This is a genomic window from Salinicola endophyticus (assembly GCF_003206575.1).
GTDB lineage: Bacteria > Pseudomonadota > Gammaproteobacteria > Pseudomonadales > Halomonadaceae > Salinicola > Salinicola endophyticus.
On sequence record NZ_PZJO01000011.1, the window covers coordinates 35492 to 52221 of the forward strand.

General features: G+C 66.0%; 14 protein-coding genes. 5 read left to right on the top strand and 9 right to left on the bottom strand.

The features are described 5' to 3' along the window. The first annotated feature begins 78 nt into the window (after positions 1-78). Complete coding sequence (locus DOM66_RS18340; protein WP_110676423.1) at positions 79-1080, top strand: LysR family transcriptional regulator; 1002 nt, start codon at positions 79-81, stop codon at positions 1078-1080. Here the strand turns inward: DOM66_RS18340 and DOM66_RS18345 are convergent. The 4 genes from DOM66_RS18345 to DOM66_RS18365 all read right to left on the bottom strand — a co-directional run bounded on the left by DOM66_RS18345 (position 1065) and on the right by DOM66_RS18365 (position 5402). Continuing rightward, complete coding sequence (locus DOM66_RS18345) at positions 1065-2471, bottom strand: mannose-1-phosphate guanylyltransferase/mannose-6-phosphate isomerase (RefSeq protein ID WP_110691137.1); 1407 nt, start codon at positions 2469-2471, stop codon at positions 1065-1067. The two genes, DOM66_RS18340 and DOM66_RS18345, sit on opposite strands and share 16 nt — an antisense overlap. A gap of 107 nt (positions 2472-2578) precedes the next feature. After that, on the bottom strand, positions 2579-3934 hold the full coding sequence (locus DOM66_RS18350; RefSeq protein ID WP_110691138.1) for a UDP-glucose dehydrogenase family protein: 1356 nt from the start codon (positions 3932-3934) through the stop codon (positions 2579-2581). A 442-nt stretch (positions 3935-4376) separates the two neighbouring features. Beyond that, positions 4377-4601: a hypothetical protein gene (locus tag DOM66_RS18355; protein WP_110676429.1), complete on the bottom strand. Its 225-nt coding sequence runs from the start codon at positions 4599-4601 to the stop codon at positions 4377-4379. A gap of 420 nt (positions 4602-5021) precedes the next feature. Then, positions 5022-5402 carry a histone-like nucleoid-structuring protein, MvaT/MvaU family gene (locus tag DOM66_RS18365; protein ID WP_110691139.1) on the bottom strand — a complete coding sequence of 127 codons (381 nt, stop codon included), beginning with the start codon at positions 5400-5402 and terminating at the stop codon, positions 5022-5024. A gap of 425 nt (positions 5403-5827) precedes the next feature. Between DOM66_RS18365 and DOM66_RS18370 the strand changes: the two genes are divergently transcribed. Next, a complete protein-coding gene (locus DOM66_RS18370; RefSeq protein ID WP_245392488.1) occupies positions 5828-6715 on the top strand; it encodes an N-acetylmuramoyl-L-alanine amidase in 888 nt (295 codons plus the stop codon). On the opposite strand, the gene DOM66_RS18375 is transcribed toward DOM66_RS18370, so the two are convergent. Continuing rightward, complete coding sequence (locus DOM66_RS18375; protein ID WP_110691140.1) at positions 6669-7217, bottom strand: helix-turn-helix domain-containing protein; 549 nt, start codon at positions 7215-7217, stop codon at positions 6669-6671. The genes DOM66_RS18370 and DOM66_RS18375 overlap by 47 nt on opposite strands. A gap of 141 nt (positions 7218-7358) precedes the next feature. Here DOM66_RS18375 and DOM66_RS18380 point away from each other — a divergent pair, with 141 nt between their 5' ends. Continuing rightward, positions 7359-8543, top strand: coding sequence for a benzoate/H(+) symporter BenE family transporter (locus tag DOM66_RS18380; RefSeq protein WP_110691184.1), 1185 nt, complete (start codon positions 7359-7361; stop codon positions 8541-8543). Here DOM66_RS18380 and DOM66_RS18385 read toward each other — a convergent pair. Both DOM66_RS18385 and DOM66_RS18390 read right to left on the bottom strand, forming a co-directional pair. Then, positions 8540-9433, bottom strand: coding sequence for a transglutaminase family protein (locus tag DOM66_RS18385; protein WP_342588217.1), 894 nt, complete (start codon positions 9431-9433; stop codon positions 8540-8542). The genes DOM66_RS18380 and DOM66_RS18385 overlap by 4 nt on opposite strands. A 94-nt stretch (positions 9434-9527) precedes the next feature. After that, positions 9528-12083, bottom strand: coding sequence for a circularly permuted type 2 ATP-grasp protein (locus DOM66_RS18390; RefSeq protein ID WP_157959102.1), 2556 nt, complete (start codon positions 12081-12083; stop codon positions 9528-9530). A 421-nt stretch (positions 12084-12504) separates the two neighbouring features. Between DOM66_RS18390 and DOM66_RS18395 the strand changes: the two genes are divergently transcribed. Both DOM66_RS18395 and DOM66_RS18400 read left to right on the top strand, forming a co-directional pair. After that, entirely contained in the window at positions 12505-13959 is a 1455-nt protein-coding gene (locus DOM66_RS18395; protein WP_110676441.1) for a circularly permuted type 2 ATP-grasp protein, read from the top strand. A gap of 3 nt (positions 13960-13962) precedes the next feature. After that, positions 13963-14949 carry an alpha-E domain-containing protein gene (locus DOM66_RS18400; protein ID WP_110676443.1) on the top strand — a complete coding sequence of 329 codons (987 nt, stop codon included), beginning with the start codon at positions 13963-13965 and terminating at the stop codon, positions 14947-14949. Between the two features lie 9 nt (positions 14950-14958). Here the strand turns inward: DOM66_RS18400 and DOM66_RS18405 are convergent, their stop codons facing one another. Together DOM66_RS18405 and DOM66_RS18410 are read right to left on the bottom strand one after the other, a co-directional pair. After that, positions 14959-16029, bottom strand: coding sequence for a zinc-binding metallopeptidase family protein (locus DOM66_RS18405; RefSeq protein ID WP_110691143.1), 1071 nt, complete (start codon positions 16027-16029; stop codon positions 14959-14961). A 172-nt stretch (positions 16030-16201) separates the two neighbouring features. Continuing rightward, entirely contained in the window at positions 16202-16624 is a 423-nt protein-coding gene (locus DOM66_RS18410; RefSeq protein WP_110676447.1) for a hypothetical protein, read from the bottom strand. Positions 16625-16730 lie beyond the last annotated feature (106 nt).

Below are 16730 nucleotides of genomic sequence, written 5' to 3' on the forward strand. Positions count from 1 at the left end.
CAATCGTCAAGCAAGGCTTCGCCAAAGACGAATGCTGGGTTAGGCTCTGGGGCCCCTTCGTCAGCCTGCAGCTCAATCATGAAGCGACTCGATTTCACCACCCTGCGCCTGTTCATCGCCATTGCCGACTCGCATAGCCTGACCCGGGCGGCGGCGCGCGAGCACCTGGCGCTGGCAGCGGTGAGCAAGCGCATCAGCGACCTCGAGACCCAGCTCTCGACCACCCTGCTCTACCGCCGACCGCGCGGCGTCGAGTTGACCCCGGCGGGCCATGCGCTGTTGCACCACGCGCGGCATATGCTGGATAGCCTCGACCATCTGACCGCGGATCTGAGCGAATACAGCGTGGGGGTCCGCGGGCACGTGCGCATGCACGCCAACACCTCGGCGGTGATCGAGTTCCTGCCCGAGGATCTGAGCGACTTCACCTGGCGCTACCCGCAGATCCGCATCGACATGCAGGAGCGCCTGAGCCACGAAATCATCGCTGCCGTGCGTGAAGGGCTCACCGATATCGGCATCTTCTCGGCGCATATCCCCGCCGCCGAGCTGCAGACCCGCGCCTATCGCCGCGACCGGCTGGCGCTGGTGACCGCCAGCGACCACCCGCTGGCAGGACGCGACAGTATCGCCTTTGCCGAGACGCTGGATTACGACTTCATCGGACTGGAGCAGGACTCCTCGCTGCACAGTCTGTTGCAGCAGGATGCCCAGCGCTTGAAGCGCGCGCTGCGCATGCGCATTCAGGTGCGCAGTTTCGAGGGCATCTGCCGCATGATCGATCGCGGCATGGGGGTGGGCATTCTGCCGGCGCGCGCGGTCTCGGCCTACCGCGGCAGCCTGTCGCTGGCAACGGTCCCGCTGAGCGATACCTGGGCCGAGCGCGAGCTGGTGATCGGGATGCGTGACTACGACTCGCTGCCACTGATCGCGCGTGAGATGGTCGACCACCTGACCACGGCGGGCGAGCGCGCCGATACCTTGGGACAGCGTCAGTCGCGTGCCGCTGAGGCAAGTACTCCCGTGGCGAAGAACCCCGAAGCAGAGACTCCCGAGGTGGGCGCTCAGTCGCGTCGATAGACGTCGTCGAAGCGCTCGATATCGTCCTCGCCCAGATAGCTGCCACTCTGGATCTCGATCAGTTCGAGCGGGATCTTGCCCGGGTTCTCGAGCCGGTGCACCATCCCCAGCGGGATATAGGTGGACTGGTTCTCGGTCAGCAGGAAGGTGTCGTCCCCGCTGGTCACCCGTGCGGTACCGCACACCACCACCCAGTGCTCGGCACGGTGGAAGTGCTGCTGCAGCGAAAGGCGCCCACCCGGCGCCACGCAGATATGCTTGACCTGATAGCGCGCGGCGCGATGCACGCCATCGTAGCTACCCCAGGGGCGATGTACACGACGGTGGAGATCCCACTCGCTGCGGTTGTCGCGCTTGAGCGCCGCGGCGATCCGCTTGACCTCCTGGGCCTGCTCGCGATGGGTCACCAGCACCGCATCCGAGGTCTCCACGATCAGCAGGTCATCGACCCCCACCGCCGTGACCAGGCGGCTTTCGGCATGGATCAGACTGCCGTGAACATCCTCGGTGATGACGTCGCCACTGAGCGCATTGCCCGCGGCATCCTTGTCGGCGATCTCCCACAGCGCCTGCCACGAACCGACATCGGACCAGCCAGCGTCGAGCGCCACCACGCAGCCCTCGGCGGTATTCTCCATCACCGCGAAGTCCACCGACTCGGCTTCGCAAGCGGCGAAGGGGGCCGGTGCCACGCGCAGGAAATCGAGGTCCGACTGACGCGCCTCCCAGGCGGCGGTCACCGCGTCGAGCATGTCCGGGCGATGTGCGCCCAGCTCTTCCAGGTAGCGGTCGGCGCGCATCAGGAACATGCCGCTGTTCCACAGATAGCGCCCGCTGGCGAGGTAGGTTTCCGCGGTCGCGGCATCGGGCTTCTCGACGAAGCGCTGGATCGGCACCGCGAATTGTTCACTCGGCGGCTCACTCGCTTCGATATAGCCGTAGCCGGTCTCGGCGCGGGTCGGCGTCACCCCGAAGGTCACCAGCCGTCCCTGGCGGGCCGCCGCCTGAGCCGGCCCCAGCGCCGCACGCAACGCTTCGGGGTCACGGATGGCATGATCCGCCGGCAGTACCAGCAGCATGGCGTCGGGATCGCGCACCATCGCCTGCAGCGCGGCCAGGGCAATTGCCGGCGCGGTATTGCGCGGCGCCGGCTCGAGCAGGATCTCCGCACGCCAGCCGGCCCCGCGCAGCTGCTCGGCGACCACGAAGCGATGCGCCTCCTGGCACACCACGATGGGATCGGCGGGCTCGATGCCAGCAAAGCGATCCAGGGTCTCGAGCAGCATGCTGCGCGGCCCGACCACCGGCAGGAACTGTTTGGGAAAGCTCGCTCGCGACATCGGCCAAAGCCGGGTGCCGGCACCGCCGGCGAGCACCACGGGAATCAACATGCGCTGGCGTCCTCACTGGGTCGATACACGAACGGTCGGTGATCTGTCAGGCCAACCCGGGCCTGATACCGAGGGCGCCGCGGCCCGCCAGCCGCGGCGGACTGGTTTCAGCGCGCGCGCGGCGCGTCCCGGTCGAGCGAGTCGCCGCGCCCCACGGCAAAGTAGAGCAAGCCAGCGTCGCGTACCGCCGCCGGATCGAACAGATTGCGGCCGTCGACGATCACCGGCGTGGCGAGTTCCTGCTTGAGCTGAGCGAAATCGACCGTGCGGAACGACTTCCACTCGGTGCAGATGACCAGCGCATCGGCCCCCACCACGGCCTCGTCTCGGGCGTCGACCAGGGTCAGGTCGTCACGCTCACCGTAGAGCCGGGCACACTCCTCCATCGCTTCGGGGTCGAAGGCGCGCACCCTGGCGCCGGCGGCCCACAGCGCCTCCATCAGCGCCCGGCTCGGCGCTTCGCGCATGTCGTCGGTGTTGGGCTTGAACGCCAGCCCCCAGATCGCCACCACCTTGCCCACCAGGTCACCATCGAACGCCTGTTCCAGCTTGGCGAAGAGCGTGGCCTTCTGACGCTCGTTGACCGCTTCCACCGCATCCAGCAGTTGGGCCGGATAGCCGATCTGTGCCGCCGTACGCGACAGCGCCTGAACGTCCTTGGGGAAGCAGGAGCCGCCGTAGCCACAACCTGGATAAATAAAGTGATAGCCGATACGCGGGTCGCTGCCGATCCCCCGGCGTACGTTCTCGACATCCGCACCGAGGCGCTCGGCGAGATTGGCGATCTCGTTCATGAAGCTGATCTTCGTCGCCAGCATGGCGTTGGCCGCATACTTGGTCAGCTCGGCGCTACGCACGTCCATGAACATCAGCTTCTCGGCGCGCCGGTTATAGGGCGCGTAGCACTCGCGCATGAGCGTCTTGACGCGTTCGGCGTCCGTCCCCACCACGATACGCGCACCGTGGGTGAAGTCCTCGATCGCCGCCCCCTCCTTGAGGAACTCAGGGTTGGAACAGACATCGAATGGCAGCTCGACGCCACGCCCGGCGAGGGTCTCGGCGATCGCCTCGTGCACACGGTCAGCGGTGCCCACGGGCACGGTGGATTTATCGACCACCACCTTGTAGGCATCCATATGCTCGCCAATCGAGCGCGCCACGGCGAGCACGTACTGCAGATCGGCACTGCCGTCCTCGTCGGGCGGCGTGCCCACGGCAATGAACTGCAGGGTCCCGAACGCCACCGCTTCCCGCGCATCGGTGGTGAAGGTCAGCCGCCCATGGGTCACGTTCTCGGTGACCAGCGCCTCCAGCCCGGGTTCGTAGATCGGAATCTCGCCACGCTTGAGCCGCGCGACCTTGTGTTCATCGATATCCATGCACATGACTTCGTGACCTGCATCTGCCAGACAGGCCCCCGTGACCAGGCCAACGTAGCCCGTGCCGAAAATCGTGATTCGCATTGCGGTTCCTTCGACTTCGAATGAGAGCGCCCGCGCGCCGCGATACCCCTACCGCGACGATGACCGAGCGCAGGATAGCTGGTGCCAATGGTAAAGGGTTTTGGCCTGCGTGGCGCGCTCCGAGAAGCGCAAAAGCGCAAGCTTCCGCCTGCCCGCGGTGACTTGACGATGTCTGGCGACAGACCACTGAGCAAGGCGTTGCGCATGCTGGCGCCACAGGCGCAGGCATGCTTAAAAGTGCGGTTTAAGGTGATAAAACGCCACTTGGCGTCGCGAAACACTTTAACTCGTGATAATCGCAAACGCGGTCTTCGATAAACTATTTCATGATCCAGGTTTTACATAACGCAACGCTGCGTTTTCACATAACGCAACGCTACGTTGCCGGGCGGAAACAGCAAGGGACAACGCGCATGAAGCTTAAAAACAGCCCAACCGGGATTCAAGAAAGGTGTTTCAACCGGGTCAGCGTCGTCAGCATATCGAGCACGCACTGCTGACTCAGCGCATATTCCGACATCAGCGCGCGGAGACGCTCTTCGAACTGCGGGCGTTCGTCGACGGGGGACGCGGAGGCCTGACGTGAACCACCGTCGAGCTCACGTAGCGCCTGCGCAAAAGCATCATCCAATTCTCGGAACTTACGGAGTTTATCGCGTTCGTTCATGTGTTGGCGTGGCATAGAGTAACGATCGTTGGCTGCAATGGCCGGACACCGTCAGGTGTAGGCAGTTAGGGTGAATGACCTGAGCAGGAGTACGCCTGTGACGATCGGGCGAACCATTCTCGACAGGGTCGCAAGCGGACCCCAACAGGCTTTCAGCTGGTCGTCGAAGAGCATAGCGGAATTCCGGCACGAAATCATCTACCGCGTAGACGCCCTAAATGCGGGCTACTCACCGCGCGTGCTGGCCGACAAGTATGCGACAAGGTCCCGGAAAGTCACGATGATATTCATGGACTGAACAACAAAGAGCGCCCACCCTTGAGGGTAGACGCTCTTTCTGAAGCGATCTGCTCGGGCTCGACCAGAGCTGTGTCAGGATGCCGTCTGGCCCCTACACCTCTCGCCGAGACCCGAATCGGATCACTCTTCGGTACGCACGACCCAGGATTCCACGGTGTCGCCGCCGTGCTCTTCCTTCCACGCTTTCAGCGTTTTATGGTTACCGCCACGCGTCTCGACCACTTCCCCCGTATTGGGGTTCTTGTAGATCTTGAGCTTGCGTTTGCGACGGCCACCGGCGCTGGCAGGTTGCGAATTGGCAGCAGCAGCGCTGCTGGGACGCGGGCTAAGCAGTTCGATAACGTCGGAGGCGGACTTACCATACTCCGCCATCAGGGCCTCGAGCTTCTCCTTGAATTCGAGCTCGGCCTTGAGGCGCTGGTCGCCTTCCATACGTTTCAGCTCTTCTTCTAACTGCTTAAGGAGCTGTTCCTTTTTGACGTAGTCACTGAGAAGAGACATTCTGAGTTCCGTTGCAGATTGATTGGCCCTCACATTATTGCGCTAAAATCGTAATATGCAACCCTTTTGCAATGATATTTTTTTTGCTTACCAGTGGTTAATAAGGCGTTTCTTGGATACCCGCCGCGCCGCGGGATAACCCAACTCCGGGCACGTCGTATAATGAACTTTCTGATACCGGCTGAATCGATCAAACGGACCGTTTGGTACGTATTCTTTTGCCGCTGGCAAAATAGGCGCCGTGCGTGGCGCAGAGCGTTGCCGAGGCCGCTATGCTAACGCCTGCCACGCGCTGAAGCGGCTCATGGCCGATACTGCCAGACGTCGGCAATCCGGGAGCTGTCCCTGGTAACTTCTAGGCTTGGAAATGACACACCGTGATATATCTGGGATGTAAGACTCCGACCGCACGCGCCTGGCGACTGTTGATTCTCGTCACGTTACTCACTGTCATCGCCGGCTGTGCCGGATCCGGCCTGGCGCAGCGCGACGGCTATGTCGCCGATCGCCGCCAGCAGTCGAGCGCGTTCAACGAGCGCGTGCGCTATGTGGTGCTGCACTACACCGACTCCGAGGCGCCACGCGCACTGCGCACGCTGATGGGCCCCAAGGTAAGCGCCCACTATGTGGTGGCGCGCACACCCGACCAGCGTGGTGGCGAACCGCTGGTGTGGCAGTTGGTCGATGAGGAGAAACGCGCCTGGCACGCCGGCGTCAGTGCCTGGGAGGACCGCACTCAGCTCAACGACTCATCGATCGGTATCGAGATCGTCAACCGAGGCCCGAGCCATGACGCCTCGTCAGGTGACTGGGAGCCCTACTCCGAAGCGCAGATTGCGGCGGTCATCGCACTCGTCGGTGATATCGTCCGACGCTATCGGCTGCCGCCCACGGCGATCGTCGGCCACGCCGATATCGCCCCCGAGCGCAAGATCGACCCGGGTCCGGCCTTTCCTTGGCAGCGTCTCCATGCCGCCGGCATCGGTGCCTGGCCGGATGCCGCCAGCGTCACCCGCTATCGACAACGTTTCGCCCGTTGCCCGCCGACGCTCACGCAGTTGCAGCGCGCGCTCGGCGCCTACGGTTATGCGCTGCCCGCCAGCGGCGCGCAAGATACGCGGACCCAGGCGGTCTTGCGCGCCTTCCAGATGCACTTTCGGCCCTCTGACTACCGTGGCGAACCCGACGCAGAGAGCGCAGCGATCGTCTGGGCACTGCTCGCCAAGTACCGCCCCGAGGCATTGAAGGAGACGCACCTGGCAACGCTCACATGCCCGCCGGATAGTGGATCAGATCGTGGATTCGCGCCCTAGCCGCATCGAGATTGCGATAGGCATGGGGTCGGTCGGCGGCGAAGCGCATGGCATCGCCGGTTTCCAGACGGTGCCACTGCCCCTCGATCGCCAGCTCCATCGCGCCCTCGATCACCACCACGTGCTCGACGATCCCCGGCGCATGGGCCGGCGACTCGCTGAACGTGCCCTGAGGAAGATCGATGACGAACATCTCGAACCCCAGACCGGGATCAAAGGCAAACAGCGGCAGCACGGTCATGCCTGAAGCATCGTGATGCCAGGGGGTCGATGATCGGCTGGCCGGGGTCAGCCCCGGCGCCAGAAAGTAGCTCATGGGCACGCGCAAGCCACTGGCGATCTTCCATAGCGTGGCGACCGTGGGGACCGACTCTCCGCGTTCGATCTGCCCCAGCATCGCCTTGCTCACACCGGTCTCCCGGGAGACGCCATCCAGGCTCATCCGGCAAGCCTGGCGACGCGCCTTGAGTCGCTGACCCAGCGCCGCGAGATCGGCTTCCATGGCAACTCCTCTTCCGTCACATGGCGGTTTGCACGACTATCTTCCGCAATACGCGCGCCAGAGGCAATGTGCGTTATAGCGCACATTGCCTCCGCGAGATCCGTGCGTTATAACGCACGGATCATTTTCGAGATCTTCGCCATGCCCAACTCAACCTTCTGGCGCGACAGCAGCCCCGCCCACGTCACCGCCGGTTTCGTCGCCGTGCTTGTCGGCTATAGCAGCTCCGCGATCATCATCTTCCAGGCCGCCGCCGCCGCGGGTGCCTCGCCGGGTCAGATCGGGGCCTGGCTGAGCGCCCTGGGTCTGGCGATGGGCATGACCTCGATCGGACTTTCGCTGCGCTATCGGCAGCCGATTCTCACCGCCTGGTCGACACCCGGGGCCGCGCTACTCGCGGTGAGTCTGCCCGGCAGCTCGCTCAACGAAGCGATCGGGGTCTTCATGTTCTGCGCCCTGCTGGTGCTGATCTGCGGCATCACCGGCTGGTTCGCGCGGCTGATGCGGGTGATTCCGCAGTCGATCGCGGCGGCGATGCTGGCAGGCGTGCTACTGCGCTTCGGCCTCGATGCGTTCGTCTCGCTGGGCCACGAGTTCACCCTGGTACTGGTGATGCTGGCGACCTACCTGATCGCCAAGCGCTGGCTGCCCCGCTACGCCATCCTGCTGGTGCTGGTGCTGGGTCTCGGATGTGCCGCCGCACTGGGCAAGATCGATACCGAGGCGGCGCGCTGGTCGTTCGCGCTGCCGCTGCCGATCATGCCCCATTTCAGCCTTGCCAGCCTGCTCGGCATCGGCCTGCCCCTGTTCGTGGTCAGCATGGCCTCGCAGAACGCTCCCGGCGTCGCCACGCTGCGCGCCGCAGGCTATGACACCCCGATCTCGCCGCTGATGATCTGGACCGGCCTGGCCACGCTGCTGCTGGCGCCCTTCGGGGCCTTCAGTGTATGCCTCGCCGCCATCACCGCGGCGATCTGCATGGGCAGCGATGTCCACGCCGATCCGGCGCGACGCTACCCGGCCGCGGTCTGGGCGGGGCTGTTCTATCTGCTCGCGGCGGTGTGCGGCGGCTCGATCGGCAGTCTGTTCGACGCCCTGCCGCGGGAACTGGTCGTGGCCCTGGCAGGCCTGGCGCTGCTGCCGACCATCGCCACCAGCCTGCACCGGGCACTGCGCGAGGAGGCCCAGCGTGAGCCGGCCCTGATCACCTTTCTGGTCACCGGTTCCGGCGTGAGCCTGTTCGGCATCGGCGCCGCCTTCTGGGGGCTGGTCGCAGGGATGCTGGCACTGGGAGTCGCCGGCTTTGGCCGCCACTCACGATCCTAGGCGGGGTCGACGGCCAGCGGCTCCACGTCCACCGCCACCTCCAGCGCATGCGAGCCACCGCCGCTCATCACCCCTTTCAGCGGCGGCACGTCGCCGTAGTCGCGGCCCCAGCCGGTGATCAGATGCCGCTCGCCGGGCAGTGTGCCGTTGGTCGGATCGAACTCCAGCCAGCCCCAGCTCGGCAGATAGAGCGCGCTCCAGGCGTGGGAGGCGTCCGCACCCACCAGCCGCGGCTGACCCGGCGGCGGTCGCGTTTCGAGATAGCCGCTGACATAGCGCGCGGCGAGCCCCAGCGAGCGCAGACAGCCGACCATCAGATGAGCGAAGTCCTGGCACACGCCGCGGCGCGCCTCGAGCACATCGAGCACCGGTGTCGCCAGCGTGGTGTAGCCGGGATCGTAGAGGAAGCCTTCGAAGATACGCTGATTGAGTTCGGCGGCCGCCTCGAGCAGTGGCCGCCCCGGTGTGAAGCTGATGGCAGCGAAATCGCGCAGCGCCGCGTGGCGGGCAACGAATGGCGAATCGAGCTGGTAGGGCCGACACGCCACCCGCTCGCGGCTGGTCGCACGTACCGCTTCCCAGGCACCGACCGCAGGTGGCTGTGGCCGCGGGCCAGTGGAAAGGCAGGTCTCGGCGGTCACCTTCAGGCTCTGATGTATCTCTTGAACACTGAAGTAGTTGACCTCGTTGCCGAACACATCGCGCCGCGTCTGCAGCACGGCCGGCACCGGCGTCACCGTCAAGCGGGTCGGCTCGGGGAGCTGCCAGGTCAAGCGCCGCGGCGTCAGGCGCGCCTCGTTGTGGCACAGCGAGACCGGCGCGGCATAGTCGTAGCGGGTACTGTGGCTGACGCGATAGCGCATGAAGTCCGTTTCTCTCTCTAGCGACACCCGCGGCTCCTCTCTAGACAACCCAAGAGCTAGACAACCCAAGATCCAGACGCCATGAGACGCTTCTCCAGGCAGTGTGCGCGGCGTCGTGCCCTCAGGGCGCCTGCATCGGAATCAGCTGACGTGGTGCCTCGGCATGGCTGAAGTGGCTGTGCTCGATCGCCTGGGACAGCGCCGCCAGCGGCTCGGCCAGTGCATCCAGCAGGATCGACAGGGCCTGCCTCGCCTGCGGCAGCAGAGCACTCTCGGCCAATGCGTCGAGATCCGCCAGATGCAGCGCGGCGCGCGCGCGAATCAATAGCCGCGCCTCGTCGCTGCGATAGGGCGTATCCTGCGGCTGGGGCAGATGCGCGATCTGACGCTCCAGGCGTTTGAACATATAGCCGATCGAGCGCGGATTGCCCTCATCGAACAGCAGCAGATCGAGAATCGCCGCCGGATAGAGCTCGCTACGATAGCGCCGACGGTAGGCGCTCGCGTTGTCGGTGGTCGCCAGCACCACTTCCCATAGGCCATCGCCGGCCAGTGGGGCACCGTCGGCCTCCGGCGCGGCCTGGGGGGCCTCGATCAGCGCCACCCGCAGCAGTCGCAAGGTCAGCATGGCGCGCTCGATGAAGCGCCCGATGTCGAGAAAACGCCAGCCGTAATGGTGCGGCATGGTCTCGTTACAGAAGCCGAAGAACGCCGCCGACTGGGTGATCAGCGCTTCCACCGCGCGCCGTCCTTCATGGATGCCCGCCTGCGGCAGGCGCACCCCCTCCTGATGCAACTGGTTGAATACCCGCCAGGCGTCGTCGCCGAGATGGTCGCGCACCGCCCGGCCATTGGCCACCAGCCGCGCCAGCAGGTTGGGCAGCGCCTCTGGATGGCTCTCCTTGAATAGCGACAGGAGCTGCTCGCGGTCGTGCTGGAAGCGGCTCTGGACAGGATCGACCAGTCCCCGCTCGAGACCCAGCAGCCGGAGCAGATCGTCCAGAGCCGGGTCGGCGAGGCTCTCCTGATCCTGTTCCATCAGGCGATAGATCGCTTCGCGCAGCAGCCGCGCGTGGCCATCCAGGCGCTCGCCGTAGCGCCCCAGCCAGAACAGGCTCTCGGCCACCCGGCTGGGCAGATCGGCGCCGTCCCGGGTGACCACGAACGGCTGCGATGCACGCCGCAGGCGGCTGACGTGGGGCTGCGGCGAGGTCGCGCTGACCCACACGTCCTTGACGCACTGGCTCGTCGCCATCTCCGCCCCGGGCAGCCCCTGCCACGCCACCCCGCCCGGCATCGCTTCGAAACCCGCCGGATGGCGGTGGTCGTCATAGCGCGCCTGCACGAAGCAGCGCAGATTGAAGGTCGCCGGCGTCAGCGAACCGCCGACATGAGTCATGAACGGCGCCGTGGCGCCCTCCAGCGGACGCGACGCCACATAGTGCTCGGGGTTCGCCACCAGCGCCTCGCGCAGTGCCGCTCGCGCTGCCGGCGATAATGTTTTGGGTTCGCTGATCGCGTGGCCGGCGTCGACGCGCTGAAAGCGCAGACGCTCGAAGTCGGCGAGCGCCCAGGCCAGCCCCGCCGTCTCGCCACACCAGTGCGACTCGGGCCCCGCCATCGCCAACGGCTCGCCCAGCAGGCGCTCGCACAGACGCGGCAGATAGGCCGCGATCAGCGGGTTCTCGAGCACGCCGACACCCGGTGGGTTGGCCACTCCGACACCGCCGCCACGGATCGCCGCCAGCAGCCCGGGCACGCCGATCAGCGAGTCGGCCTCCAGCTCCAGCGGATCGCTCCAGGCGTCGCCGATCTGCTTGAGCAGCACGTCCACCGGCTCCAGCCCGCCCAGGGTGCGCATCCATACCCGCGCATCGCGCACCACCAGGTCGCTCCCCTCGACCAGCGCCAGGTTGAGATAGTTGGCCAGGTAGGCGTGTTCGAAATGGCTGGCGTGTGCCGAGCCCGGCGCCAGCAGCGCGATCCGCGGCTGGTCCAGCGTCAGCGGCGAGAGTGCGCCGAGGGCGTGGTGCTGACGCTCGAGGAAGCCCGCCAGGCGACGCAGCGGGGCGTTGCGATAGACACCGGGGAAGGCGCGCGCCATGGCAATCCGATTCTCCAGCGCGAAGCCCATGCCGGTCGGTGTCTGCAGATGATCGGCGAGCACGCACCAGCGACCCTCGCTGTCGCGGCTCAGATCCACCGCCAGCAGTGACAGCGCCGGCCCGCGCTTGCCGTAGAGACGGTCGCAGGCGAGCAGAAACCCCGGATTGGCGAACAGCGCATCGGCGGGCAACACGCCCTCCTCGAGCATGCGCCGGGGGCCATAGATATCTGCCAACAGCGCGTCGAGCAGGCGCATACGCTGGAGTAGCGCGCCTTCCAGGCCCTGCCACTCGGTCGGCGTGATCACCAGCGGTAGCGGGTCGAGCCGCCACTGGCGCAAGCTCTCGGGGTCATCGGCCGAGCGCCCGTAGGTGACGCCGTTCTCGTGCAGCAGGCGCTGAATCTCCTCGACCCGCTGGGCCAGGGTGTCAGGATCGAGACGTTCCAGCGCCGTCAGCAGCGGCTGCCAGCGGCGCCGCAGCGAACCGCGTGAGGTCACCAACAGATCAAAGCCCGACTCTGTCTCATAGTCGCCCAGCCAGGGCCTGGTGAGGGTATCGATCTCAGCCATCGCTGCCTTGCTACCTTTGCTCGGGCACATCCGGCCAGCGTCGAGTCCGGCCTCCTGCCGGACCATGCGAACCACCCGGGGGCGGCCCGACCAGTCTCACGTGGGACGTCGGCCCGCTACACCAGGCCGACGGTGATGCGCGTCAACTACCGCCGCATGCACTGGCGCCAGCTTAATCCCACCACCTGCCGGCGTCACCTCTGATCGCCTTATCGGCCGCCGGCGCATTCCCTGCAGCCCGGTCAACCGCCCTACTGTCACCAAGGCGCTGCACGCCGCCCCCGGCCCACGGTGGCACGACAGCTCAGCGGCCGCCGCCGCACATCACAGGTGACAGTTTGGTCCAGCGCTCACTATGCTGAGACGACGACACAACAACACGACGACCGGCCAGACCGATTCGCCGGCAGGAGCTTGAGCGATGGGCAATGTGGATTGGCAGCAGTACCCCGGCAGAGACTTCTACGACGAACTGATCGCCGCCGGGGGTGCACCACGGCCAGCCGCGGCGCCGCTGTGCGACATGCTGCAGAGCTTCACCCCGAGCGAACTCAACGAGCGCAAGCTGGCCGCCGAGGTGGCGATCCGCACCATGGGGATCACCTTCACCGTCTACTCCGAAGGCAGCACCATCGACCGCGCCTGGCCGTTCGACATCGTCCCGCGAATCATCCCCGCCAGCGAATGGCGCGGCATCGAGGCGGGCCTGAAACAGCGCGTCGACGCTCTCAACCTGTTCATCGATGACCTCTACCACGATCAGAAGGTGATCAAGGACGGCATCCTGCCCGGTGAGATCCTGGCCCAGTCAGTCAATTTCCGCCCCCAGTGCCGCGGCATCGATCCGCCCCATGGCATCTGGGCCCACATCTGCGGTTCCGATCTGGTGCGTGACGGCGACGGCACGGTCTACGTCCTCGAGGACAACCTGCGTGTCCCCTCCGGCGTCTCCTACATGCTCGAGAACCGCAACGTGACCAAGCGCGTGCTGCCGGAGCTGTTCCAGACCGGGCGCATCCTGCCGGTGGATGACTACCCGGCGCAGCTCTACGACACCCTAGCCAGCCTCTCGCCGCGTCCCGGCGACGAGCCCCAGATCGTGGTGCTGACGCCTGGCATCTACAACTCCGCCTACTACGAGCACGCCTACCTGGCGCAGCAGATGGGGGTGGAGCTGGTCCAGGGCTCCGACCTGATCGTCGACGACGATGACGTGGTCTACATGCACACCGTCGATGGGCTCAAGCGGGTCGACGTGATCTATCGTCGTATCGACGATCTGTTCCTCGACCCGGAAGCCTTTCACCCCGACTCGATGCTCGGCACGCCGGGACTGATGCGGGCCTGGCGTGCCGGCAAGGTGGCACTGGCCAATGCCCCCGGTGCCGGCGTCGCCGACGACAAGGTGGTCTACGCGTTCGTGCCCAAGCTGATTCGCTACTACCTCGACCAGGAGGCGACGCTACCCAACGTGCCCAGCTACCTGTGCATGTTCGACGACGACCGCCGCTACGTGCTCGACCACCTCGACGAGCTGGTGGTCAAGCCGGCCAACGAGTCCGGCGGCTACGGCATGCTGATCGGCCCACGCGCGACCGCGGCAGAACGCGCCGCCTTCGCCGAGCGCATCGAGGCCGACCCACGCAACTACATGGCGCAGCCGACGCTGGCGCTGTCTACCACACCGACCCTGTTCGACGGCGCTCCCGAGCCGCGCCACGTCGATCTACGTCCGTTCATCCTCTCGGGACCGGAGACCCATGTCACCATGGGCGGACTGACCCGGGTGGCGCTGGTCAAGGATTCGCTGGTGGTCAACTCCTCCCAGGGCGGGGGCAGCAAGGACACCTGGATCGTCGACACCGAGGAGGATTGAGCCATGCTGTCACGCGTCGCCGAAAACCTGTACTGGATGGCCCGTTACGTCGAACGCGCGGAGGACACCGCGCGACTGATCAGCGTCAACAGCAACCTGCTGCTGGACATGCCGGCACGCGCCGCGCTGAGCTGGTCGACCCTGATCGACATCACCGGCAGCGAAGAGACCTTCGATGCGCTCTACACCGAGCGCAGCGAGCGCAACGTGATCGACTTCCTGTGCCTGTCGCGGGAGCACTCCGGCTCGATCCTCTCCTCGCTGGCCAATGCCCGTGAAAATCTGCGCACCACCCGTGACGTGGTACCGAGGGAGATCTGGGAGGAGCTCAACCAGTGCTATCTGGAGATTCAGGAGCAGACTCAGACCGGGCTGAAACCGCGCCATCGCGACCCCTTCCTCAAGAGCGTGGTACGCGCCTGCCAGACCCTGACAGGGCTGATCGAAGGCACCCTGAGCCACACCGAGGCGCGCACCTTCCTCTCGCTGGGACGGCACCTGGAGCGCGCCGACATGACCACGCGCATCCTTGACGTCCGCTCGGACAACCTGCTGCCACGCAGCCCGGAAGAGCTGATCCCGTTCGAGCACCTGCAGTGGATGAGCGTGCTCAAGTCGCTCACCGCCTACCAGATGTACCGCCAGGCGGTGAGACTGCGGGTGCGCGGGCCCGATGTGCTGCGCTTCCTGCTCCAGGATCACGATCTGCCGCGCTCGGTGCTGCGCAGCCTCGAGGAGGTCAGTTGGGAGTTGCAGACCCTGCCCAACCACGACCGGCCGCTGGCGGTGGCGACGCTGGTGCGCGCCGAGGTCGCCGAGGCCGACGTCCAGACCCTGGCTCGCGCCCCGGAGCAGCTGCACCAGCTCATCGACGAGTTCCAGATCGGTTTCAACAACCTGCATGAAGCGATCGCTGGCGCCTACTTCGTGGTGCGTCCGGTCAAGACTGCCAGCGCCCAGGAACGTACCCTCGGCGACGACGACGATTGAGCGCCACCCTCACCCGCGCGGCGGCGTGGCCGCTGCGCGGGTCACCAGGTCATGGACATAGGCCAGCTTGTCGCGGATCGCCGGCGTGATGATCACCGGTACCACGTCGAGCAACCCCATTTCCCGGTTGAGCTCGTTGAGCCCGACGCCGACCCGCTGGAAGACCAGAATCATGGCATCGATACCACTGTCCGGTGCCACCCGGGGCAGCCCCAGATCGCCGGCGGTATCCAGCACCGAGACGATGTCCTCGTAGAGCGAGAAAGTCTCGGCGAAATCCTCCCACGGGTGCATGGTGGCGTAGGCCGATACATAGCGCTCGGACCAGTTGGCGGCAGGGCCCTCGGCATAGTAGCGCGCCAGCGCCTCGGCATAGGTGGGCGTGTCGTGATCGCCGAACACCGCCCGACTCGCCGCCTCCTCGCGTCCCTTGATCAGCAGATCCCAGTAGTAGTGGCCGATCTCATGGCGGAAGTGACCGATCAGGGTGCGCTGGGGTTCATCGAGATCGATCCGCAGGCGCTCGCGCTCGACGTCGTCGGCCTCCTTGAGGTTGATCGTGATCAACCCTTCTGCGTGCCCGGTATACACCGTCTCGCCACTGTCGGTGGCGCGCCATTGCCCCTGGTCCGGCAGGGCATCGGCCATGAAGGCGAAGCGCAGCGGCAGCGCTGACGCGTCCTGCGGTGCCGGATGCGGCAGACCCATCAGATCCAGGGTGTAGAACAGCCGCCGCTTGGCCGCTTCCAGCGCCGCCCAGCGCTCGCGGTGACCATCGATGGAGAGGTCGGGAATGACCGTGTTGTGGCGACAGCAGTCGCACAGGCCTTGGTAGCGGGCCGCTTCCCACGGTGTCAGAAGGCGGTTGCAGACGCCGTGGTGGGCATTGTTGAAGCACTTGACCAGGGTCACACCGCACACGGGGTTGGCGCAGCGATAATCCGCCCCCTGCGGGATCAGCGCAGTCACGCTACGGCACACCGGACACCAGCCGACCTCGGCATGGCACACGGTACAGCGGGTATTGTCGAAGAAGAGCCGACTCGGCGGCTGACAGCAGTGACACTCGAAGGTGCGCATGCGCTCTCTCTCAAAACGGCGTCGAGCGCGGCGGCCAGCCCGGTTGGCGACTACCCGCCACCCCACATCGTGGCGGTGGCGGCGTCAGGGCGCCGCCGCGCCCCTGCCTGAGAGCTTAGCAGAGCTTGAGCTCGACACCGCCAGCGCGGCGAGCGGGTCCCGCCGCCGAGGCTCAGCGCGCGGCGAGATCGACCCGTGACGACTCGATCCAGGCCAGCGCCTGACCCAGGTCACGCGGCCGTTCGACCCGCACCACCTCCTCCTGCCAGCCGCGGGGCAGCCCGCGCGAGGCCAGTAGCGCATCGACCCGGGCCGAATCGACGGGACCGTCGAGGTGGGTGGCATCGACACCCGCGCCCGCCTCGCTGGGCAGGTAGATGGTGTTGTTGGAGAAGTCGACGGCATAGGCGATCACCCCGGGCACGATGAAGAACAACAGCCCGATGCCGTCGGCGATCGCCACGCCGGGATCGATGCGCCCGGGCAGTTGGCCCTTGCGTTCGGGATAGAACAGCGTGCCGCAGCCGGCGAGGGAGAGCGTCAGGCTGGTAACGAGCGCGATGGCGACGGCGCGCCTGGGGGTGATCAGTGACATCGTTGGGTCCCGCGATAGAGGTCGAGCGTTAACCTAATGTAACGCGTGCCCGACGTCCACCGCCCGGCACCACGAAAACACCCGCCAGGGATGGCGGGCGTCGGGA

Bases quoted from the DNA above. Each gene is read 5' to 3' on its own strand.
- DOM66_RS18340 (WP_110676423.1), top strand. From the start codon at position 79: ATGAAGCGACTCGATTTCACCACCCTGCGCCTGTTCATCGCCATTGCC.
- DOM66_RS18345 (WP_110691137.1), bottom strand. From the start codon at position 2,471: ATGTTGATTCCCGTGGTGCTCGCCGGCGGTGCCGGCACCCGGCTTTGG.
- DOM66_RS18350 (WP_110691138.1), bottom strand. From the start codon at position 3,934: ATGCGAATCACGATTTTCGGCACGGGCTACGTTGGCCTGGTCACGGGG.
- DOM66_RS18355 (WP_110676429.1), bottom strand. From the start codon at position 4,601: ATGAACGAACGCGATAAACTCCGTAAGTTCCGAGAATTGGATGATGCT.
- DOM66_RS18365 (WP_110691139.1), bottom strand. From the start codon at position 5,402: ATGTCTCTTCTCAGTGACTACGTCAAAAAGGAACAGCTCCTTAAGCAG.
- DOM66_RS18375 (WP_110691140.1), bottom strand. From the start codon at position 7,217: ATGGAAGCCGATCTCGCGGCGCTGGGTCAGCGACTCAAGGCGCGTCGC.
- DOM66_RS18380 (WP_110691184.1), top strand. From the start codon at position 7,359: ATGCCCAACTCAACCTTCTGGCGCGACAGCAGCCCCGCCCACGTCACC.
- DOM66_RS18390 (WP_157959102.1), bottom strand. From the start codon at position 12,083: ATGGCTGAGATCGATACCCTCACCAGGCCCTGGCTGGGCGACTATGAG.
- DOM66_RS18395 (WP_110676441.1), top strand. From the start codon at position 12,505: ATGGGCAATGTGGATTGGCAGCAGTACCCCGGCAGAGACTTCTACGAC.
- DOM66_RS18400 (WP_110676443.1), top strand. From the start codon at position 13,963: ATGCTGTCACGCGTCGCCGAAAACCTGTACTGGATGGCCCGTTACGTC.
- DOM66_RS18405 (WP_110691143.1), bottom strand. From the start codon at position 16,029: ATGCGCACCTTCGAGTGTCACTGCTGTCAGCCGCCGAGTCGGCTCTTC.
- DOM66_RS18410 (WP_110676447.1), bottom strand. From the start codon at position 16,624: ATGTCACTGATCACCCCCAGGCGCGCCGTCGCCATCGCGCTCGTTACC.